This window comes from Polaribacter staleyi (assembly GCF_038024045.1).
In the GTDB taxonomy this organism is placed as follows: Bacteria; Bacteroidota; Bacteroidia; order Flavobacteriales; family Flavobacteriaceae; genus Polaribacter; species Polaribacter butkevichii.
Map to the genome: position 1 here is coordinate 2,886,267 of NZ_CP150665.1, position 21,558 is coordinate 2,907,824.

The window sequence follows — 21,558 nt, forward strand, 5'->3', positions numbered from 1 at the left end:
AATTAATTTAAATTACTCAAAATGATAAAAATGAAAATAGCGATCATAGCCTTAGTTATGATATGTTCTCATAGTATGTTTTCGCAATCCAAGACTGTTAGTGGGGTAGTGAAAGATGCTACAGGAGAATTATTGCCAGGTGTTAGTGTAGTAGTAAAAGGAACGCAAAAAGGGATACAGACAGACTTTGATGGTCTTTTTAAGATTGATAATGTTATGCCTACAGACCAATTAGTTTTTGCATACATTGGTATGACTACTAAAACGATTGTTGTAGGTGACAGAACACAAATTGATGTGGTTTTAATAGAATCGTTAGAAAAACTTGACGAAATTGTTATTGTAGGTTATGGTAAACAGAGTAGAAAAACAGTAACAGGTGCAATATCTACGGTAAAGTCAGAAGATATTTCTGCATTACCAGTATCAAACGCAGAATCTGCTTTGCAAGGTAGGGCAGCTGGTCTTACGATTACGAATAGTGGTTCTCCAGGATCTTCACCATCGGTATTAATTAGAGGGTTAGGTTCAGTGGGTAATAATAGTCCACTATATGTAATTGATGGTGTTATAGTGGGCAACCTGTCTGGTATTAGTCCTAATGATATAGAAACAGTATCTGTATTAAAAGATGCTTCTACCACAGCGGTTTATGGTGCACAAGGGTCTAGTGGTGTAGTAGTTGTTACTACAAAAAAAGGTAAAAACGGAAAAGGAAAATTAAATTTTAATACCTATACAGGTTTCCAAACAGTAACACAAAGATATGATGTATTAGAAACCATAGATTATTTAAAATACGCCGGTGAATTAGGTGTATTTCCTAATAGACCCTTATCTACTTACAAAACCAATACAGATTGGCAAGATGAAATTTTTAGAGTAGGTATTATTCAAGATTATAATTTAAGTTATTCTGGAGGTACAGAAAATTCATCACATCTTTTCTCTGGGGAGTATTTAAAACAAGAAGGAACTTTAATTGATTCAGGTTTTGAAAGATACTCTTTTAGAGCAAATAGTAGTGCTAAATTTGGTAAGGTTACCGTAGGAGAATCTATGTCTATTTCTTTTGGAAAACAAAATCCAGAAAGAGATGAAGAGGGTAGATCACTTATAGAGCACGCTATTAAGTCTGCTCCTTATTTATCTGTTTATAATTCTAGTAACTTAGGTGGTTTTCAAGGGCCTTCTTCATCAGGAGATGGACAAGATGCTGTAAACCCAGTAAGAGCTCAAACACTTGGTAATGCAGTAAATAAAACATTAGGAATTATAGGTAATGTGTATGCACAAGTAGAAATTATTGATGGATTAAATTTTAAATCTCAAGTAGGTTTAGATTATTACACATATAATAATAGTAGTTTTAAACCTTCATATAGTGATGATAGTGTTGATGGAAGTACAACACACGCACAAAATTACGCAGCAATTTCACGCAATAGCGGTAATGGTCAAACAATTATATTTGATAATAGTTTAACCTATAATACAACAATTGCAGATAAACATAATTTTGAAGCATTACTATTGGTTGAAAAATATGAAGGAAAAAACGAAAGTTTAAATGCAAGTAGTAGAAATGCTGTTACAGATGAAGTAAATCAAGTTTCTAATGAAGATTCAAGTGTTAGCTCTGGTTCTTCAGAAGTAAATAAAATAGGATACTTAGGTCGTATCAATTACAATTTTGATGGTAAATACATTGCATCTGCATCTTATAGACGTGATGCTTCATCAAGATTTGGAGCAAACAAACGTTGGGCTAACTTTTACTCAGCATCTGCTGGTTGGAATATTGCAAAAGAATCTTTTATGCAAGATTCTAACTTTAGTAACTTAAAATTAAGAGCTAGTTACGGTACTGTAGGTAGTGATGCTATTGGAGATTATTTATACGCGCCTTCTTTAACTGGTGGTTTCGAATATCCTATTGGAGGTGCAGTTGCATTTGGTGTAACGGCTAACGGAGGTTCAAATCAAGATTTACAATGGGAAACCAAAGAAATTATAAACGTTGGTTTAGACGTAGGTTTATATCATGATAAATTTACAGCTTCTTTAGAGTACTACCAAAATACAAGTGATGACTTATTAATATACATACCAGCTGTATTATCTAGTGGTATTAATGCAGGTAGCTTACCTGTAAATGCGGGTTCTGTAGAAACGAAAGGTTTTGAATTAGTATTAGGATTTAATGATTATGATGGCGATTTTACATGGTCTGCAAACTTAAATTTAGGAACTTCAAAAAACGAAGTATTAAGTTTAGGTGCTAGAGATCAGATTACAGGATCTCCTTACAAATTAGGTGGAGCAGATGTTACGCGTACTGTTGTAGGAGAATCATTATTTCATTTTTATGGTTTAGTATCTGACGGAATTTACCAAAATCAAGATGAGGTAGATGCTGTGTTTACTGCAAACCCAAATCAAGTTATTGTAAAACCAGGAGATATTCGTTTTAAAGATTTAAATGGCGATGGAACTATTAACTCAGATGATAGAACAATTATTGGTAATCCATTTCCGGATATAACATACGGTTTAAATCTAGACGCTAAATATAAAAACTTCGATATGAGTTTATTTATTACAGGCGTTGCAGGAAACGAAATTTTTAATACAAATACGTACGATTTAGTGGGGGGAGCAAACAGGTTATTTAATGTAAGTCAATCATATTACAATAATAAATGGTCTGCAACAAACTCAACAGGAACAGAACCTAGAATTTTAGGAGCACCTCAAAACAATGGTATTTCAGACCGTTTTGTAGAAGATGGATCATACACTAGATTAAAAAATGTTTCTTTAGGATATACATTACCAAGTGAAATGTTTGAAAAATATTTTTCAAAATTACGTGTGTATGTTAGTGGTCAAAACTTACTAACTATAAGTGATTATTCTGGTTTAGATCCTGAAATTGGAGGAGGGGAATATGGAATTGATAGAGGTAAATACCCACAACCTAAATCTGTTTTATTAGGAGTTCAAGTTTCATTTTAAAAATTAAACAATTATGAAAAAATATATATTAATAGTTTTAGCACTTTTCGGAATTATTTTAACAAATTCTTGTTCCGTAGATGATTTGGAATTATCAAACCCAAATCAATTATCGCCAGATACTTTTTTCTCTAATGAGTCTCAAGTAGAATCATCAGTAAATGCAGTGTATTCAAATTTACAACCATTTGGGTTGTATGGCAGATTAATATTTTACATGATGGATAACATGGCTCACGAAAATTCTGGCAACGGACAACAAGAAGGAGACAAGGTAACCTTTGCAGATTTTTCTTTCGATTCGAGTTTACCTTCAATTAAAGATTTTTGGGATGCATGTTATAGAGGAATTAATAAAGCAAATTTTGTAATTGCTAATGCAGAAAAAATTAATGCATTATCAGAAGGAACTTTAACCAATGCTAAAAAAGCAAAATATATTGCTGAAGCACGTTTTTTAAGAGCACATTATTATTGGCTGTTAGTAAATCGTTATGGAGGAGTTCCTATTTATTTAGGAGACGGAACAGACAATACAGAAGGTCAACCAAGAAGTACAAAAGCAGCAGTAATTGAATTAATTATAGACGATTTAAAATATGCGGCTACTAATTTATTAGATAAAAGTGCAGAAACTCCTGGTAGAGTAACAAAAGGAGCGGCTCAAGCTTTTTTAGGAAAAGTATATTTATACCAAGAATCTTATGATTTAGCCTTAGGTGAATTTAATAAATTATCTGGTTACGCTTTAGAAACAAATTACTTCGATAATTTTAAGGAAGAAACAGAACATGGTATTGAATCAATTTTTGAAATTGAGTATGATATAACATTAGGGACAGAACAGTTTTGGTGGTCTCCTGTAAATGGTTTAGGTCCAAATCATGCCACTAAAAGAGGTCAAGATTATGGTGTGTTAGATTGGTTTAATGTATACCCTTCAGACGATTTAGTTGCCGAATTCGAATCAGGAGATAAAAGATTTGCAGCTAACTTTTACGTGGCAGGAGATAGCTATAACAATGGCGATAATACGTTTGCTGAGTCTGATTTTGCTGAAAACGGAGGTAATATTAGACCTGCAGCTTGGAAAAAATACCAAAATTATTACAAACAACCTTCAGAAAATGGAGAATCAGGAATTAACGTAAAAGTACTTCGTTATTCAGATGTCTTATTAATGATGGCAGAATGTGAAAATGAAGTTGGTTCTCAAGCAAACGCAATTGGTTACATCAATAAAGTTAGAGAAAGAGCAGGACTAGCAGGTTTAGATGTAAACTTATCTAAAGATGCTGTATTTAAAGCTATTGTTCATGAACGTAAAGTTGAATTAGCCGGAGAGCAAGTTCGTTTTGATGATATGCTTAGATGGGGTATTGCCGCTACAGAATTAGCAGGCACTAATTTTCAGGTAGGTAAAAATGAATTATGGCCAATACCAGATGCAGAGATTAGTTCAAATGCAAATATTAATTCAGAAGATCAAAACCCAGGTTTTTAATACTCGAGTTCATTAAATTAAGTTTAGTTCTTAGTTTTAATAATAGTGTGTAATAAAGCACACTGTTATTAAGCTATTTAAAGTTAATCATTTAAAAATAGGTTGTAGAGTAATTGGTTGTAAGAAAGAAAGCGTTTAGTGCAACTTCCAGTTTTATTTTACAGGATTAAAATAATTATAAAAACACATACAATTATGAAAAAAAATAAAATATTAGGGCTATTATGTTTGTTCATAGCCTTTTGTTCATGTACAAATAATGATGATGATGATGTTGCTGAATTAACGCAACCAACATTTACAGTAACAGCATCTGCGGATAATTCAGCTATTTATTATTTTGAAAATACAACACCAAACAAAGCAGATTTTTATTCTTACTGGGAGTTTGAAGTTGCTGGAAATAAAGTAGCTGATAAAGCAGGTGCTGTAGAATATAAATACAAAGAGTCTGGAAGCAAATTTGTAACACTTACCATGGTTAGTGTAGGAGATGCTTTACAAACGTCTCAAATTATTGAAGTAACTGTACCAGTAGAGGAAGGATATGTAACAAATCCAGAAAATTTATTAGCAAATGGTTATTTAGCGGAAGGTGATGGCGATGACTTTACAAACTGGAGCGCATATAATGGGGGCGATAATATTTTTGCTACAACAGATGCACTTATAGGAGGTAGAGCAGCTACAATATCAAATTCTGCAGATGCAGATCCTTGGAGTGTTCAATTTGTAAGTGACGCTATAGAAACAGTAGTAGGAGAACAATATACTGTTTCATTTTGGGCTAAAGGAAATGGAGAAGTAGTTCGTTTTTCAACAAAACCAGATGCATCTGCTCAATATGGGCCAGATTATATATTAACATCAGAATGGCAACAATACACTTGGACAATTACTGCAAATGAAGCAGCTACTAATATTTCTTTAGATATGGGTAAATCTGCAGGTACATTTGTAATAGATGTTATTGAAGTTGTAAAAGGAGACACAGCACCAGCACTTCCTTCTAACGCTAGTTTAATTTTAAATGGTGGTTTTGAAGATGGTTCAGGTAATGATTTTACAAATTGGGGAAAATACAATGGAGGCGATTTTATTGTTGAAGAAACAAGTGATGTTTTATCAGGTGCTAGAGCCGTTAAAGTATCAAACTCAGCAGCTGGAGACCCTTGGAGTGTACAATTTGTAAGTGATTCCATAGAAACAGAAATAGATGCAGAATATGAAGTTACTTTATGGGCAAAAGGAGACTCTGCTGTAATTCGTTATTCAACAAAACCAGATGCAACGGCAAAATATGGACCTGATTATACAATTACTGCAGATTGGGCAAAATATACGTGGACTTTTGTAGCGAATGAAGCAAATACAAATATATCTTTAGATATGGGTGCATCAGCAGGTACATTCATTATTGATGATTTAAAAGTAGAAAAAAAATAATAGTAAAACCTTAATTAACGAAATATAGATTTTATGAAAATAAATAAATTAATAATATTATTAATCTCAACGTTATTCTTATTCTCTTGTTCAGAAGAGGATGAGAGTATCATGGGGACTGAAGGTGAAACACCTATTACAGTTAAAGCTTCATTTAGTTATACAGTTTCAACAGCAGATCCTTATGTAGCAGTTTTACAAAGTACTACAGAAAGTACAGTTGAATACCAAAGTTTTTGGGACTATGGTTTAGGGGGTGGAGTTGTAAGTGATAACGCAGGTGTTGCCGAGGTGAGATATAATGATGCAGGAGAATACATTGTTAAATACTATGTTATTTATGATGGACTTACAACAATAGCTACCCAAATAATTAGGGTTGATGAAAATGGAGTTTGTCCAGATGGATTCTGTGGTTCTACAAGTGATACAAGTTTAAAAGATGCAGCAACTACTTTTTCAGTTGGTACAATCACTAGATCATCTTGGGTAAAAGCAGGAGGAAAACATACAGAAATCTTAAAAAAGGAGTTTAATAATATAACTTCAGAATATGAGATGAAAATGAATGTGATGTATCCATCACAAGGAAACTATGATTTTAGTGCTGCAGATGCTATGGTTAGTTTTGCGCAAGAAAATGATATAAATGTTCACGGACATGCATTAATTTGGCACAATGCAACGCCTTCTTGGGTTGAAAATTTTGCAGGTACCAATGCAGAATTTGAAGCAATGGTAAAAGATTATATTACAACCACCTTAACAAGATTTAAAGGCAAAGTTCGTTCTTGGGATGTTGTAAATGAAGCTTTTGAAGATGGATCAGGTCATCCACTTAGAAATTCTGTTTTTAGACAAAAAATGGGTGATGACTATATTAAAAAATGTTTTCAATTTGCAAGAGATGCAGATCCAGATGTATTGCTTTTTTATAACGATTATAATATGGCTTCTAGTGCAACAAAAAGAGCAGCAATGTTTAAATTGGTAGATGAGCTAGGTGATTTAATTGATGGTGTTGGCGCTCAAATGCATATTTCGTATAGCGGTCCTTCAAAATCTAATATTGAGGCAGTTGCAGATGGTACTGTATCTAGAGGTTTAAAATTACACTTTGCTGAGTTAGATATTAGAGCAAATCCAAATAAGGATATTACTTCTTTAACAGATGATAGAGCTCAAGAACAAAGAGCAAAATATAAAGAAGTGGTTCAAATATACAATTCAATTCCTTTAGCAAATAAATTTGCCTTAACAATTTGGGGAGTAAGAGATAATGAATCTTGGTTGATAGATTTCTGGGGAAATGCAGATTGGCCTTTATTGTTTGATTCAAATTATAATAAAAAAGCTGCTTATTTTGGTTTTTTAGAAGGATTACAATAAGTGAATAATCATTATTAAGTGAATTTTTGAATTGAAAAACAGTTAAATATATAAAAACATTTAACTGTTTTTTTATCAAAAAAACTAGTTAATATTTTAAATATCACACTACGATGAAGTATACTAAATATTTCAATTCAATATTTTTAATTATAACAGTTTCTTTATTGCTTTCTTGTAAAAGTGGTGTAAAGAAAGAAGAATTAAAAGGATTAAAAAATTATGCAGATTTTCCTATAGGAACTGCTATCAAAATAAATACTTTATTAAAAGACACACAACTGCAAAAATTACAGAAGAGTAATTTTAATAGTATTACTTCTGCGAGTGATATGAAAATGAATAATATTATGCCTAAAGAAGGTGTTTATTCATGGAAAATAGTAGACAGTATTGTTAATTATGCACAGAAAAATAAGCAAAGATTATTTGGACACAATTTAATTTGGCATAGTTCTACGCCAAATTGGGTTCAAGAAAAAGCATCCAAAGATAGTTTGTGGTTGGGTACTTTTATGAAAGCATACATTACAAAGTATGTTACAAGATATAAAGGAAAAGTGGCTGCTTGGGACGTGGTTAATGAAGGATTAGAATCTCATGGAGGTGAAGCTAGAAAAACAATTTGGTACAATGCAATCGGTAAAGATTATATTGCAAAAGCATTTCAATACGCGCATGAAGCAGACCCAGAAGCTATTTTGTTTTATAATGATTTTAATATTGAAAGAGATACGTTAAAATTGAATAGTACGCTTACTATGATTAAAGAATTACAAGCAAAAGGAGTGCCTATATCTGGTTTAGGTTTTCAAATGCATATTCGTATGGATACTCCTGATGAGGTAATTGCTAATTCATTAAAAAAAGCGGTAAAAACAGGGTTACAAATTCACATTTCTGAGTTAGATATTATTTTTAATAAACACGATGATACTAGAGGTGGCGGTATACAGGTTTATGAAAAACTAACCGAAGAAATGAAAGAAGCACAAGCCAAAAAATATAAGAATTTAGTTAAAATGTATAAGTCTATTGTGCCAAAAGAACAACAATACGGAATCACTTTTTGGGATTTTACGGATAGAGATACATGGATTAAAGGGTTTTTTAATATAAATGATTGGCCAACTATTTTTGATGAAAAATTAGCACCTAAACCTGCTTATTTTGGTTTTTTAGAAGGATTAAAAGAAGAGAATTAAGTTATGAAGAATTTTTTTATAATAATAATTGTTTCTGTTTTTTGCCTCAATTGTTCTGGTAAAAAAGATAATGAAAAGACTAGTGAATTCGTAAAAACTTCATTTACAAATCCTATTTTAAAAGGATTTTATCCTGACCCAAGTATTTGTAAAGTAGAGGATAGTTATTATCTAATAAACTCAACTTTTGCCTATTTTCCTGGTATTCCTGTTTTTAAAAGTGATGATTTGGTGAACTGGAAACAAATAGGAAATGCTTTAGACAGACCAGAACAATTAGATTTAGAAGGTTTAGAAGTTTCTCAAGGCGTTTTTGCACCTGCAATTTCTTATCATAATGGAGTGTTTTATATTATTAACACAATTGTTGGTGGTAAAAATAATTTTATTATTTCTGCTTCTAACCCTGCAGGACCTTGGTCTAACCCAACTTGGTTGCCAAAAGTAGAAGGTATCGATCCTTCATTATTTTTTGATGAAAACGGAAAAACTTATGTTGTTTTTAATAGCAATCCACCAAATAACTCACCAGAATATGATGGACACAGAACTATTAAAATTATTGAGTTAGATGTTAAGAATCTAAAAACTGTTGGTGAAGCTAAAATAATTATAAATAAAGGTGCAAAACCAGAAGACAAACCTATTTGGATTGAAGGTCCGCATGTTTATAACAGAAACGGATTTTACTATGTAATGGCTGCAGAAGGAGGCACAGCAGAAGATCATTCTGAAGTTATTTTTAGAAGTAAAAATATTTTAGGACCTTATAAAAGCTATGAAAAGAATCCGATTTTAACGCAAAGAAATTTAAAGGATACTAGAAAAAATCCAATTACATCTACAGGGCATGCAGATCTTATAGAAGACAATTTAGGGAATTGGTGGGGTGTTTTTTTAGGGTGTAGACCTTATGATGGTAATCACCACTTTAATACGGGTAGAGAAACTTTTATGGCACCTGTAAAATGGGAAAATGATTGGCCTGTTTTTGATTTAGAAGGAGATGTTGTAAAAGACCATTATCAAATAACAATAGAAAAACCACTTGCAAATAAACCGTCTGTTAATGCAGATTTTATAGATGAGTTTAATACAGATACTTTAGCGTTTGATTGGCTTTTTTTAAGAACACCAAAAGAAAAATGGTATTCAATTTTAAACGGAGAATTAACTATAAATACGCGTCCAGAAACCACTTCAGGTACATCAAACCCAAGTTTTATTGGGTACAGACAAAAACATTTATTTGGTGAGGTAACTACAAAGTTATCTTTTAAAGCAGTTGATGAAAATGAAAAAGCAGGCTTAATTGCTTTTCAAAATGAAACGCATTATTACTACTTGTGTAAAACGGTAAAAGATAATAAACCTGTAGTTCAATTATTAAAATCAACAGAAAACGGAACAGAAGAAATCGCTTTTAAATCAATAAAAGAGAGTGATAATATTTCTTTTAAGATTGAGGCAAAAGGAAAATATTACAATTTTTTCTATTCCATAAACAATACAGATTGGGAAACTATATATGAAAACGCAGATGCTACTTTTTTAAGCACCAAAAAAGCCGGTGGTTTTGTAGGAACTATTTACGGAATGTACACTACTTCATCAGGTGTTAAAAGTACTAATGCTGCTATTTTTAATTGGTTTAAAATAAGTAACAACGATCAAAAAAAATAATAAAAAATAGTATATGAAGTTTTATATAAAAATAGTTCTATTAGTAGTTGTAATTATAAATACTTTACATCTAAAAGCTCAAGAAAACTACAGTATTTCTTCTCAAAAAGAGAGATTAAGACAATATGCTGGTCAATGGGTAAGTGCTATGAATCCTAACACAGATAGTGTAGCAAAACTTCCTGAAATAAAAATGAGTAGCATGAATAATTTCAATAAGCATTCGCTCACCGTTGATGTTTTTCAAAAAGATAGTACCAATCAATACAATTCGATACTGCATGAAATTATTGGTTATGATGAGGTTACCGATACTATTTTTGCTGCAGGTCATAATGCACAAGGTGCATTTTTTACGGGGAAAGGCACCTTTCCTTCAGAAAATCAATGGACGATGCAAGACAGAAATCTTAATGGTAAAAAAACAATAAAGGTTGATTTTAACTTTCAGAATTATACGGATGTTATATTGGAAGGATTTGATACAAATGAAAAGAGTTTATGGAAAACGAGATACATTAAGCAGAATCCTAAAGACAAAAATATTGGTATTCAGTTGGTTTCTGTTCACAAAGAGATGCTAAAAAACCCAGAAAAAACCTTAATTCAGTTAGGTAGAATGGGGTATAGCTATGTGGAGACCTTTGTATATAAAGAAGGTAGTTTTTACGGTCAAAATCCAAAACAGTTTAAGGCTATGGTTGAAAAATCGGGTATGCAGTTTTTGGGCTCTATGACTTTTTTCGATCCAGAAGATAAAAATGATGATGTTTCCATAAATACGTGGTGGAATAAAACGATACAAGATCATAAAAAAGCTGGTGTTGAATATCTTTCTACATCAAATAGTAAATTAAAAGGCATCAAGACGATCAAAGAACTTCAAGAGTATTCTAATTATTATAATAAAGTTGGAAAACTGTGTAAGGAGAACGGATTGAAGTTTGTGTATCACAACCATGCCGATGAATTTTTAAAGGTAGAAGGCGTAACCATTTATGATTATTTTCTTCAAAATACCAACCCTGAATATGTCTATTTTCAATCTGATTTATATTGGATGCAAATGGGCGGTGTAAATCCTGTTGATTATTTTAAAATCCATCCTAAACGATTTATTAGTTGGCATGTAAAGGACTATAAAGAATTAGGTGAAAGTGGTAAAATAGATTTCAAGGACATTTTCAACTATAAAGAAATAGCTGGAGTTCAATACATCTTGTCAGAGGTTGAAGCGTATAGATTTCCTCCTTTGTTTAGTGTAGGTTTAGCTTGGGAATATATGTATTATGAATTATTAAAATAAACGTTTGCTTATGAAAGCTTTTACAATGAAGTATCTTTTATTAACCATATTTTTCTTTTCAATGATGAAAACCAATGCACAAGATCAGTTTCGTGTTTTATTGTTTACCCAACATGATACTTGGCATTACAATACCATTCCTGTTGCTGTTGATGCTTTTCAAGAAATGGCAGCAGAACATCAGTTTCAATTTGATTGGACACAAAGACCAGATGATCTTATAGAAAAATTACCAAAACATGATGTAGTCATATTTATGAACGCCAATGCCAATTTTTTAACGCCAAAGCACATGGATGCTTTAAAAGCATTTATGAAACGAGGCGGAGGTTTTGTTGGCATACACGGAACAGCAGATGGTGAAAACGATAATGCTTGGTTTGATGGCCTTGTTGGAGCCAAATTTGTAGATCACCCAAAATTACAAGCCGCAATTGTAAACGTCGAGAATAATGATTTTCCAGCAACTTGGCATCTTCCAAATAAATGGCTTCGTAGTGATGAGTGGTATAATTTTAAAAACATGAATTTAGATACACTAAATATTTTATTAACTGTTGATGAAGCTTCTTATGATTTTACTGCAGGTTATGATGACATTCCGTTAAAAGGCATGGGAGCAAAACATCCTATTTCTTGGTATCAAGAATATGAAGGCGGAAGATCGTTTTACACGGCTTTAGGTCATAAACCAGAATCGTTTAAAGATAAAAACTTTTTGAATCACATTTTTGGTGCAATATATTGGGTGCAACATAAATAAATTATTTGCAAAATTTTAGAGCCTATTTGGTTTTATCAAAAAAATAGAACTCACTTTACATTTACTAAAATAAATATTATGATAAAGAATCTAATGATAATTTCAATGGCCTTTTTTTGTGCTATTGGTTATAGTCAAACAAAACAAAATGCAAAATATGTATTTCTGTTTATTGGCGATGGTATGGGAGCAAATCAAGTTTATGCTACCGAAATGTTTTTAAATGCAAAACCTAAGGAGATTAAAGCAGACAAACTATTAATGAGTAGTTTTCCGGTGAACTCGAATATGACTAACTATTCAGCTAGTTCTTATGTTACCACATCTTGTGCAGCAGCAACAGCAATGTCAACAGGGTTTAAAACCAATAATGGTATTATAGGAAAATCTCCCGACAAAAAAATAGCGTATGAGAACATATCTCAAAAAGTAAAAAAAGCAGGTTTTAAAGTCGGTATCTTGTCAAGTGTAATGATAGATCACGCCACTCCAGCATCGTTTTATGCACATCAAGATTCTCGCAATATGTATTACGAAATTAGTATGGAGCTACCCAATTATAATATTGATTATTTTGGTGGAGGAGGCTTTCATCATCCTAAAGGAAAAAAAGGAGATCAACCAGATTCATTTGAAAATGCTATTAAAAAGGGGTATACCATTGCAGATTCTCATAAGGAATTTAATAAGTTAAAAAATGGCGATGAAAAAATAATAGCAATAAATCCTGAAATGTATCCTTCAGGAGAATTTTACTGGGCTATTGATAAAAAAGAAGGAGCACTTTCTCTTACCGATTTTACAAAAAAAGGGATTGAAGTGATTGATAATGATAAAGGTTTTTTTATGATGGTAGAAGGAGGTAAAATTGATTGGGCCTGTCATGGAAACGATGGTGTATCCATGGTTCATGAAGTAATCGCTTTTAATGATGCTATTAAAGAAGCCTATGAGTTTTATAAAGAACGACCAGATGAAACATTAATTATAGTTACTGCAGATCATGAAACAGGCGCTCTATTTACAGGGATAAATTATGCCACACATCCTGAATTGTTGAAATACCAAATAATTTCAGTTCAAGAGTTTAAAAGAAAAATGACAGAACTTAAAAATACAGATCCAGAAGTTTCTTTCAGTACTATTTTAGATTTAATACAGGCAGATTTTGGCTTAGGAAACAGTGAAATCGGTTTGTCTTTAGATGATAAAGAATTAGCCCTATTAAAATCAGCCTATAAAAAACAGTTTAAAGGAGATAAAAAAGTAAACGCAGATGCCGATTATTTAACTAAAACTAAAGTAAAATCCATTGGAGAAACAGCAGCCTATATTTTAAATAAAAAGGCAGGTATAAGTTGGGGTTCTGGCGATCATTCTGGTACACCGATTCCTGTTAGAGTTATTGGTAAAGGTCAAGAAGAGTTCTCTGAGTATTTCGATAATACAGATTTACCAAAAAAAATAGAGAAACTTATGGGTATATAGTTGAATCATTTTAGAAAAAAATCTTTTAAAAATATCTTCAATTAATAGGATAAAAAAAGAAATAATATTCCACTATTCTTTTTATCCGCTAACATAACAAGAAGTATAAACTTCATAAAAACACAATAAATCTAAAATTTATAAAATATGAAATACTCATTATTACTTGCGCTATTTTTATTACAATTCATTGGTTATTCGCAATCGGCTGATGTAAAAACACGTTCTGAAAAAGGTGATGACAAGTTGTTGTTAACAATTTTTCTTAAACATGATCAAAGTATGAATTTAAATGAGATTGAAAAGATAAGAACGGATCAAGGGTTTTATGAAAATTTCCCTCCAGAAGGTGTTTCTGTAGTTAATTGGTTTGTAGTTATGGGAATTGGGCAAATGGTGGTGTTAGAACTCCCTGCTTCAAAATTATCAGCTGTAAATTTAGCGATAGAAAGAACAGCATGGAAAGCTTTTAAATCAGAGATGTATCCAACCTATGATCTATATCCTATTATGGAAAAAAAGTTAAAAAATAAATCGAAGGTAACTTATTAGTATTTTAGTTGTTGAATTGAGTAAGCTGAATACTCTTTTTTAAGGCAAAAAAATAAACTATTCATAAGGTATCACTAAAAATAAAAATATGAAAAGTAAAATAATATTATTAGCTATAAGTTTAATTTGTTTTCTTGCTGTAGATGCGCAAAACATTGTTTATGTATATGGAGATGTTGCTGCTGATGGTACGGTACCATCCGGAAGTAAAAAACCATTTCATCAAATGCGTTTGAATGATGAAGGTGATTTAGGGATGAGTGGTTTTAAAAAAGCATTGGAAGCTGTTGGGTTTACTGTAAATGAAGTTTACGATCAAGAAATAGTAATTAATGCCAAATTTCTAAAGGCGATTGATGTTTTAATTTTAGGCTCAAATCAGCGCGTTTTTATCGATGCAGAAGCTAAAGCCTTAAAGCGTTGGGTGAAAAAAGGCGGCGGAGTAATTGCTTGGTCAGATAGTGGATTTGGAGGAGAATATAGCATTGTAGGTGTGGATAATGAAATGGGGCGAATTTCTGACAATGTTTTAATGGAGCAATTTGGTATGCATTTTTTGACCGACAATGGTGCTGGAAACTACCTGGTGAACGAGTATACACAAGATCATTTTATTAATAAAAACAATAAACATAAAGGCGTTGCTTTTAGGGGAGAAGGAGTAAGTTTTGTTCGTGTTTCTAAACCAGCAGTAATTTTAGCGAAAGCGCAAGAAGGCGGATTAGGAGGTAGGTTAGTTGTAAATTCTAATGATGGTAAATTTAATGAAAATACTGATGTCTCTTTAGCAATAGCTGAAATAGGTAAAGGTAGAGTAATAGGCGTTTTTGATCGTAATTTGTTTTGGAATGCTGGGGCTGGAACCCGTTTAAGTCATTCCGATAATAGGGTGTTTGCACAACGTATTGCCCTTTGGGTAGCAGGTATTGAGGATGAGCAACGCTTTGTAAATGACACCAATGCTTTAGTTTCTGCAATAAATACACCTCCAAGGATTACTATTGATTATACGTATTCAAAAACGGATAACAGTCTTGCAATTACTACGGTGATTACAGACGAGGATAAAGACGCCATTAGTCCGGAAATAGTATGGAAGCAAGTAAAAGGACCTGCCAATTGTGAGTTCGAAAATAATAATCCCAATACTACAACACCACGTATTTTTATGCCCAAAGCAGGTAAATATGTTTTTAAAGCAACTGTTTTAGATGGTGAGTTTGAAATTAATAAATTCTTAAATTATACAAGGAAGTAAGTTTTTTTAAAACCTTTTTAGGTTTTAAGAAGATTATTTTCCCAATAGTCCTAATCAAACCAACTTTCCATCAACTTGATTATTACTAGTAGAAAAGTATTTTTCAAGAACTATTTATAAGTTTAGTGTTTATAAGGGATTGCTAGAATTATGTAGCACTTTTAAAATAGAATTTATTTCATGTAATGCAAGAATTGTTCTACTAAAAGCAGTATTTGTTTTACAGCAATCTATAGATTACAGTTAATTTTAAACCAATATTAAGTGATACTTTTTAAAACTACCTATTGGTCAGTTTATATAAAAAAAACTCACTTAATAGCAGTAAGTGTTATCCATAGAAATTTACAAATAAATACAATATAGATATGTTTAATAAAATTAATACAACTTTACTCTTAATATCAATTTGCCTTTTAAGCTGTAAAGAAGCAAAAAAGGAAACTGTAAAAGAAACACCTCAAAATAAAACGTCTTTAAAAGATAGTTATAAAGAAGACTTTTTAATAGGAACAGCACTTAATACAGGTCAAATTAAAGAAGTAAATGCAGTACAAACAGCTTTAATAACTAGAGAGTTTAATGCCATTACTCCAGAGAACGATTTAAAATGGGAGCAAATTCACCCTAAAAAAGACACTTATAATTTTAATGTATCAGATGCTTATGTTGCTTTTGGTACTAAAAATAACATGCATGTTGTAGGGCATACCTTGCTTTGGCACAGTCAATTGGCGCCTTGGGTTCATGAAATTACAAATAAAGACACTTTAGCAAATAATATTACAAAGCACATAAATACTATTGCAGGTAGATATAAAGGAAAAATTGATTCTTGGGATGTTGTAAATGAAGCTTTAAATGAAGATGGATCTCCAAGAGAATCTCTTTTTTATAAAATTTTTGGAGATGAAAGCTATTTAGAATTAGCTTTTAAACTTGCCGAAAAAGCAGCACCAGATGCAGAGCTAGTTTACAACGATTACAATCTTTGGAAACCCGCAAAAAGAGAAGGAGTTATTAGAATTGTGCAAAATTTGCAAGCAAAAGGTATTAGAATTGATGGTGTAGGTATGCAAGCACATTGGAGTTTAGATGGTCCGTCTTTAGAAGATATTGAAAATAGTATAATTGCGTATGCCGACTTAGGAGTGAAAGTAATGTTTACAGAGTTAGATATTACTGTGCTACCAAACCCTTGGGAATTGGATGGAGCTGCTGTAGAACAAAGCTATGAAAGGTACGAGAATGACCCTAAAATGAATCCTTATCCAAATGGATTAACAGCAGACATTCAACTAAAAATAGCAAAACGTTATGAAGATATTTTTAATCTTTTTTTAAAACACAAAGATAAAATTAGTCGTGTTACTTTTTGGGGAGTTAATGATGGGCAATCTTGGTTAAATAATTGGCCAATTAAAGGGAGAACAAATTATCCACTACTTTTTGGAAGAGATAATAAACCAAAAGAAGTATATAATAATGTAATTGCGCTTAAAAATAAGGCAAACTAATAGCTCCTAAAAATGACAACTATTTCACACAAATTATCCGTAAAAGAAAAAGTAGGTTATGCTCTTGGAGATTTAGCAGCCAATTTAGTTTTTCAAACTCTAGTAACCTATCTATCCTATTTTTATACAGATATTTATGGCTTAAAACCAGAAGATGCCGCATTAGTAACCTTAACAGTTGGTCTTATAGCTGCGTTTGGTTTTAACCCTATAGTGGGTGCTTTGGCAGATAGAACAAATACCAAAATGGGTAAATTTAGACCATGGATTTTATGGACTGCAATACCCTTAGGAGTAACCGCGCTATTAGCTTTTACTACGCCAGATTTTGAATATCAAGGAAAAGTTATTTACGCCGTAATAACATATACTTTACTCTTATTGTTATACTCTGCAAATAATTTACCGTATTCTGCTTTAAGTGGTGTTATTACTGGAGATATGAAAGAGCGTAATAGCCTATCTGCATATCGATTTGTAGGTGTTTTAGGGGCACAGTTTTTTGTACAAGTTTTTATGTACGATTTAATTTTAAAAGCAGGTGATGGTAACAAAGCCGCAGGTATGGAAACTGTTATGACTTATTTAGCCATTATAGGAACCATCATGCTAATGATTACGTTTTTTACAACAAAAGAAAGAGTAATACCTAAACCAGAACAAAAATCTAGTTTAAAAGAAGATTTATCAGATTTGTTTCAAAATAAACCTTGGGTAATAATGTTAGTGCTTACAACTCTAATATTTATAACATTAGCCATGAAAGGTGGCTCTTATGTTTATTATTTCGAAAACTTTGTCAATGAAGAAAAATTAAGAGTGTTTTTAGATCCGTATAGATCAATGCTACCCACATTTGAAAATGAAACTTCTTTTGGTTTAGGGGTGTTTAATGGAATAGGAATTTTAGTTGGTTTAATAGGGATCATTCTTTCTAAACGTTTGGCAGATAAATACGGAAAACGAAATGTTTTTGCCATTTCTCTTTTTATTTCAACCTTATTTATCATTGCTTTTTATTTTTATCAACCAGAATCTATAGAACTAATTTTTATTACTCAAATTTTACACATGTTTTTTTACGGAATTGGGACTCCAATTCTTTGGACGATGATTGCCGATGTAGCTGATTTTTCTGAATGGAAAACAAACAGAAGAGCAACTGCCATTATATTTTCTGCAATGATGGTTGGTTTAAAAGGAGGTATAAGTATTGGTAGTGCTTTAGTTTCATCAATTTTAGGAGCCTATGGATATGATTCTCTTCTAGAAGTACAAAGTGAAGCAGCTATTAATGGTACAAAGTTATTAATTAGTGTGTATGCTGCAATTCCGTTTTTAATAGGAGTAGGCCTGTTATATTTTTATGAAATTGATAAAAAAATGGAATTAAAAATTGAAAAAGAGTTAAACGAAAGAAGAGCAATTTAAAAAGAATACAATGCCAGAAGAAAGTATAGAACACATAAATTTTGATGAATTAAATAAAAAAGCCATTTCACAACCATTAGTATCTCATATGTATACAGCAGATCCATCTGCACACGTATTTGATGGTAAAATATATATTTATCCATCTCATGATATTGATGCCGGAGAAGCTTTTGATGATTTAGGAAGCCATTTTGCTATGGAAGATTATCATGTATTATCTATGGATAGTATAGATGGTAAGGCTGTAGACAATGGTTTGGCTTTACATGTAAAAGACGTTCCTTGGGCAAAACAACAAATGTGGGCACCAGATGCAAATGAAAAAGATGGAAAATATTATTTGTTTTTTCCAGCAAAAGCACATGATGATATTTTTAGAATTGGTGTTGCTATTAGCGATTCTCCAACAGGACCTTTTAAAGCAGAACCAGAAGCTATTAAAGGTAGTTTTTCTATAGATCCTGCTGTTTTTAAAGATGATGATGGTAGTTATTATATGTATTTTGGAGGTCTTTGGGGTGGACAATTACAGCGTTGGAGAACGGGTGAGTTTAATGCTGACCAACCAGAGAGTCCAACTGCATTTTTTCCTGAAGATAATGAGCCAGCATTATTGCCTTTTGTAGCAAAAATGACTGATAATTTGTTAGAATTTGAAAAAAAACCAAAAGAAATAGAGATTATTGATAAAAATGGAGATTTATTATTAGCAAAAGATAATGAAAAACGCTTTTTTGAAGCTGCGTGGATGCATAAACACAATGGCAAATACTATTTCTCATACTCTACCGGAGATACACATTTTATTTGTTATGCAATTGGAAATACTCCTTATGGACCATTTACCTATGCCGGTAGAATTTTAGAACCAGTTGTTGGTTGGACCTCGCATCACTCTATTTGTAATGTTGATGGAAAAGATTATTTGTTTTATCATGATTCAAGTTTATCAAAAGGAGTAACGCATTTGCGTTCTGTAAAAGTTGTAGAAATTAATTATCGAGATGATGGAACTATTATTACTTTAATTCCTTATTCTAAGTAGGATCTAACTTTTTAGATAAATTTGATTATCAAAACGTATTCAAAATTTGAATTGTTTTACACAATAAAAAAACCTCAACTATTATAGTTGAGGTTTTTTTTGGTACTCAAGGTGGGAATCGAACCCACACTCCCGAAAGAACTGGATTTTGAATCCAGCGCGTCTACCAATTCCGCCACTTGAGCAAAAAATTAATAAGATTGCAAAGGTATAAAATTATTTTATTTTAAAGTCAAAAAATTAATTCGAAACTCAATAAATAATTTCTACTTTTGTCAACTCAGAACAACACAACAAAAAAACAACTAAATGCCTACAAATCAATTAGCACCAAAACTTTTTGCCTGCAGACAAAGCACAGTTTTGGCAGAAAAGATTGCAAAAGAATACAATACTACTTTAGGAAAAGTTAAAACAACTTACTTTAGTGACGGAGAATTTCAACCAGCTTTTGAAGAATCTGTTCGTGGAAGACGTGTTTTTATTATTGGATCTACATTTCCGAATGCAGACAATTTAATGGAAATGTTATTAATGTTAGATGCAGCAAAAAGAGCATCTGCAAGACACATTACTGCTGTTATGCCATATTTTGGTTGGGCAAGACAAGATAGAAAAGATCAACCAAGGGTTGCAATAGGAGCAAAATTAGTAGCCAATTTATTGCAATCTGCAGGGGCAACTAGAATTATGACGATGGATTTACATGCAGATCAAATTCAAGGATTTTTCGAAAAGCCAGTAGATCATCTGTTTGCTTCCACTATTTTTATGCCATACATTAATAGTTTAAAATTAGAAAATTTAACAATTGCTTCTCCAGATATGGGTGGTTCTAAAAGAGCGTATGCCTATTCTAAACATTTACACTGTGATGTTGTTATTTGCTACAAACAGCGTAAAAAAGCCAATGTAATAGGTCATATGGAGTTAATTGGAGATGTTAAAGGTAAAAATGTAATCTTAGTAGATGACATGATTGATACAGGAGGAACTTTGGCTCATGCAGCAAATTTAATGATGGAAAGAGGTGCTTTAAGTGTTAGAGCAATCTGTACACATCCTATACTTTCTGGTGGTGCTTATGAAAAAATAGAAAACTCAGGATTAACAGAGTTAATTGTTTCAGACACAATTCCTTTAAAAAAGGCTACATCTAAAATAAAAGTGGTATCTTGCGCGCCATTATTTGCTGATGTTATGCATAAAGTGCAAGACAATACTTCAATTAGTGGACAATTTTTAATGTAAATAAATAATAAACAAAGAAATGAAATCAATTTCAATTAAAGGATCAAAAAGAGAAAGCGTGGGTAAAGTAGCTACTAAGGCCTTACGTAATGCTGGTATGGTTCCTTGCGTTATATACGGAGGAGAAAACCCAATACATTTTTCAGCAGAAGAAAAAGCGTTTAAAAAGTTGGTATTCACTCCAAATGTGTATACTGCAAGTCTTGATATTGATGGTCAAAAAATACCAGCAGTGTTACAAGATATTCAATATCACCCAGTAACAGATAAAATCATTCACGTTGATTTTTATCAATTATTTGATGATAAAGAAATTACAATGAACATTCCTGTAAAATTAACAGGTACTTCTCCTGGTGTATTAAATGGTGGATCTTTACGTTTTACAAACCGTAAATTAAGAGTAAAAGCATTACCAGCTAACTTACCAGATTTTGTAACTGCAGATATTTCTAAATTAAAAATTGGAAATAAATTAGTAGTAACAGCTTTACCAACAGAAGGGTACACGTTTATGCACCCAGACAATACAGTTGTTGTTCAGGTTAGAACTTCTCGTAATGCTACTAAATCAGCAGATGAAGAAGAAGAAACAGAAGCTGCTGCAGAATAAATTTTTTGCAAGCATAAAATATAAAAAGCGTTACAAATTTGTAACGCTTTTTTTTTGTCTTAAATTTATTTGAAGGTCACACATTA

General features: G+C 31.9%; 16 protein-coding genes and 1 tRNA gene. 16 read left to right on the top strand and 1 reads right to left on the bottom strand.

Features of this window, described 5'->3' with window-relative positions; genetic code table 11:
• Positions 1-30: 30 nt before the first annotated feature.
• The 14 genes from WHD07_RS12235 to WHD07_RS12300 all read left to right on the top strand — a co-directional run bounded on the left by WHD07_RS12235 (position 31) and on the right by WHD07_RS12300 (position 19,608).
• Positions 31-3,018: a TonB-dependent receptor gene (locus tag WHD07_RS12235; protein WP_343328636.1), complete on the top strand. Its 2,988-nt coding sequence runs from the start codon at positions 31-33 to the stop codon at positions 3,016-3,018.
• A 13-nt stretch (positions 3,019-3,031) separates the two neighbouring features.
• Positions 3,032-4,522: a RagB/SusD family nutrient uptake outer membrane protein gene (locus WHD07_RS12240; RefSeq protein ID WP_343328637.1), complete on the top strand. Its 1,491-nt coding sequence runs from the start codon at positions 3,032-3,034 to the stop codon at positions 4,520-4,522.
• A gap of 195 nt (positions 4,523-4,717) precedes the next feature.
• A complete protein-coding gene (locus WHD07_RS12245; RefSeq protein WP_343328638.1) occupies positions 4,718-5,968 on the top strand; it encodes a carbohydrate binding domain-containing protein in 1,251 nt (416 codons plus the stop codon).
• A gap of 33 nt (positions 5,969-6,001) precedes the next feature.
• Positions 6,002-7,357, top strand: coding sequence for an endo-1,4-beta-xylanase (locus tag WHD07_RS12250; protein ID WP_343328639.1), 1,356 nt, complete (start codon positions 6,002-6,004; stop codon positions 7,355-7,357).
• Positions 7,358-7,470: 113 nt separating this feature from the next.
• Positions 7,471-8,562, top strand: coding sequence for an endo-1,4-beta-xylanase (locus WHD07_RS12255; RefSeq protein WP_343328640.1), 1,092 nt, complete (start codon positions 7,471-7,473; stop codon positions 8,560-8,562).
• A gap of 3 nt (positions 8,563-8,565) precedes the next feature.
• The gene (locus WHD07_RS12260) at positions 8,566-10,245 is read left to right on the top strand and encodes a glycoside hydrolase family 43 protein (protein WP_343328641.1); all 1,680 of its coding nucleotides are present in this window, start codon (positions 8,566-8,568) and stop codon (positions 10,243-10,245) included.
• 13 nt (positions 10,246-10,258) lie between these two features.
• Positions 10,259-11,551, top strand: a complete 1,293-nt coding sequence (locus WHD07_RS12265) for a sugar phosphate isomerase/epimerase family protein (RefSeq protein WP_343328642.1) — start codon at positions 10,259-10,261, stop codon at positions 11,549-11,551.
• A gap of 25 nt (positions 11,552-11,576) precedes the next feature.
• A complete protein-coding gene (locus WHD07_RS12270; RefSeq protein ID WP_343328643.1) occupies positions 11,577-12,314 on the top strand; it encodes a ThuA domain-containing protein in 738 nt (245 codons plus the stop codon).
• A 78-nt stretch (positions 12,315-12,392) separates the two neighbouring features.
• Positions 12,393-13,802: an alkaline phosphatase gene (locus tag WHD07_RS12275; protein WP_343328644.1), complete on the top strand. Its 1,410-nt coding sequence runs from the start codon at positions 12,393-12,395 to the stop codon at positions 13,800-13,802.
• A gap of 147 nt (positions 13,803-13,949) precedes the next feature.
• Positions 13,950-14,354: a hypothetical protein gene (locus WHD07_RS12280; protein WP_343328645.1), complete on the top strand. Its 405-nt coding sequence runs from the start codon at positions 13,950-13,952 to the stop codon at positions 14,352-14,354.
• Between the two features lie 88 nt (positions 14,355-14,442).
• Positions 14,443-15,612 (top strand): hypothetical protein, encoded by a 1,170-nt coding sequence (locus tag WHD07_RS12285; protein WP_343328646.1) that lies wholly within the window; start codon positions 14,443-14,445, stop codon positions 15,610-15,612.
• A gap of 368 nt (positions 15,613-15,980) precedes the next feature.
• On the top strand, positions 15,981-17,129 hold the full coding sequence (locus tag WHD07_RS12290) for an endo-1,4-beta-xylanase (protein ID WP_343328647.1): 1,149 nt from the start codon (positions 15,981-15,983) through the stop codon (positions 17,127-17,129).
• Between the two features lie 12 nt (positions 17,130-17,141).
• Positions 17,142-18,560 (top strand): MFS transporter, encoded by a 1,419-nt coding sequence (locus WHD07_RS12295; RefSeq protein ID WP_343328648.1) that lies wholly within the window; start codon positions 17,142-17,144, stop codon positions 18,558-18,560.
• A 10-nt stretch (positions 18,561-18,570) separates the two neighbouring features.
• Positions 18,571-19,608, top strand: a complete 1,038-nt coding sequence (locus WHD07_RS12300; protein WP_343328649.1) for a glycoside hydrolase family 43 protein — start codon at positions 18,571-18,573, stop codon at positions 19,606-19,608.
• Between the two features lie 100 nt (positions 19,609-19,708).
• Here the strand turns inward: WHD07_RS12300 and WHD07_RS12305 are convergent.
• Positions 19,709-19,793, bottom strand: a tRNA-Leu gene (locus WHD07_RS12305).
• Positions 19,794-19,917: 124 nt separating this feature from the next.
• On the opposite strand from WHD07_RS12305, the gene WHD07_RS12310 reads away from it, so the two are divergent.
• Together WHD07_RS12310 and WHD07_RS12315 are read left to right on the top strand one after the other, a co-directional pair.
• Positions 19,918-20,859, top strand: a complete 942-nt coding sequence (locus tag WHD07_RS12310) for a ribose-phosphate pyrophosphokinase (protein WP_343328650.1) — start codon at positions 19,918-19,920, stop codon at positions 20,857-20,859.
• A 19-nt stretch (positions 20,860-20,878) separates the two neighbouring features.
• The gene (locus WHD07_RS12315) at positions 20,879-21,472 is read left to right on the top strand and encodes a 50S ribosomal protein L25/general stress protein Ctc (RefSeq protein ID WP_343328651.1); all 594 of its coding nucleotides are present in this window, start codon (positions 20,879-20,881) and stop codon (positions 21,470-21,472) included.
• The last annotated feature ends 86 nt before the right edge of the window (positions 21,473-21,558 follow it).

What these genes read in the sequence shown, in the direction of transcription:
- WHD07_RS12235 (WP_343328636.1), top strand. Translation starts at nt 31, where the DNA reads ATGAAAATAGCGATCATAGCCTTAGTTATGATATGTTCTCATAGTATG.
- WHD07_RS12240 (WP_343328637.1), top strand. Translation starts at nt 3,032, where the DNA reads ATGAAAAAATATATATTAATAGTTTTAGCACTTTTCGGAATTATTTTA.
- WHD07_RS12245 (WP_343328638.1), top strand. Translation starts at nt 4,718, where the DNA reads ATGAAAAAAAATAAAATATTAGGGCTATTATGTTTGTTCATAGCCTTT.
- WHD07_RS12250 (WP_343328639.1), top strand. Translation starts at nt 6,002, where the DNA reads ATGAAAATAAATAAATTAATAATATTATTAATCTCAACGTTATTCTTA.
- WHD07_RS12255 (WP_343328640.1), top strand. Translation starts at nt 7,471, where the DNA reads ATGAAGTATACTAAATATTTCAATTCAATATTTTTAATTATAACAGTT.
- WHD07_RS12260 (WP_343328641.1), top strand. Translation starts at nt 8,566, where the DNA reads ATGAAGAATTTTTTTATAATAATAATTGTTTCTGTTTTTTGCCTCAAT.
- WHD07_RS12265 (WP_343328642.1), top strand. Translation starts at nt 10,259, where the DNA reads ATGAAGTTTTATATAAAAATAGTTCTATTAGTAGTTGTAATTATAAAT.
- WHD07_RS12270 (WP_343328643.1), top strand. Translation starts at nt 11,577, where the DNA reads ATGAAGTATCTTTTATTAACCATATTTTTCTTTTCAATGATGAAAACC.
- WHD07_RS12275 (WP_343328644.1), top strand. Translation starts at nt 12,393, where the DNA reads ATGATAAAGAATCTAATGATAATTTCAATGGCCTTTTTTTGTGCTATT.
- WHD07_RS12280 (WP_343328645.1), top strand. Translation starts at nt 13,950, where the DNA reads ATGAAATACTCATTATTACTTGCGCTATTTTTATTACAATTCATTGGT.
- WHD07_RS12285 (WP_343328646.1), top strand. Translation starts at nt 14,443, where the DNA reads ATGAAAAGTAAAATAATATTATTAGCTATAAGTTTAATTTGTTTTCTT.
- WHD07_RS12290 (WP_343328647.1), top strand. Translation starts at nt 15,981, where the DNA reads ATGTTTAATAAAATTAATACAACTTTACTCTTAATATCAATTTGCCTT.
- WHD07_RS12295 (WP_343328648.1), top strand. Translation starts at nt 17,142, where the DNA reads ATGACAACTATTTCACACAAATTATCCGTAAAAGAAAAAGTAGGTTAT.
- WHD07_RS12300 (WP_343328649.1), top strand. Translation starts at nt 18,571, where the DNA reads ATGCCAGAAGAAAGTATAGAACACATAAATTTTGATGAATTAAATAAA.
- WHD07_RS12310 (WP_343328650.1), top strand. Translation starts at nt 19,918, where the DNA reads ATGCCTACAAATCAATTAGCACCAAAACTTTTTGCCTGCAGACAAAGC.
- WHD07_RS12315 (WP_343328651.1), top strand. Translation starts at nt 20,879, where the DNA reads ATGAAATCAATTTCAATTAAAGGATCAAAAAGAGAAAGCGTGGGTAAA.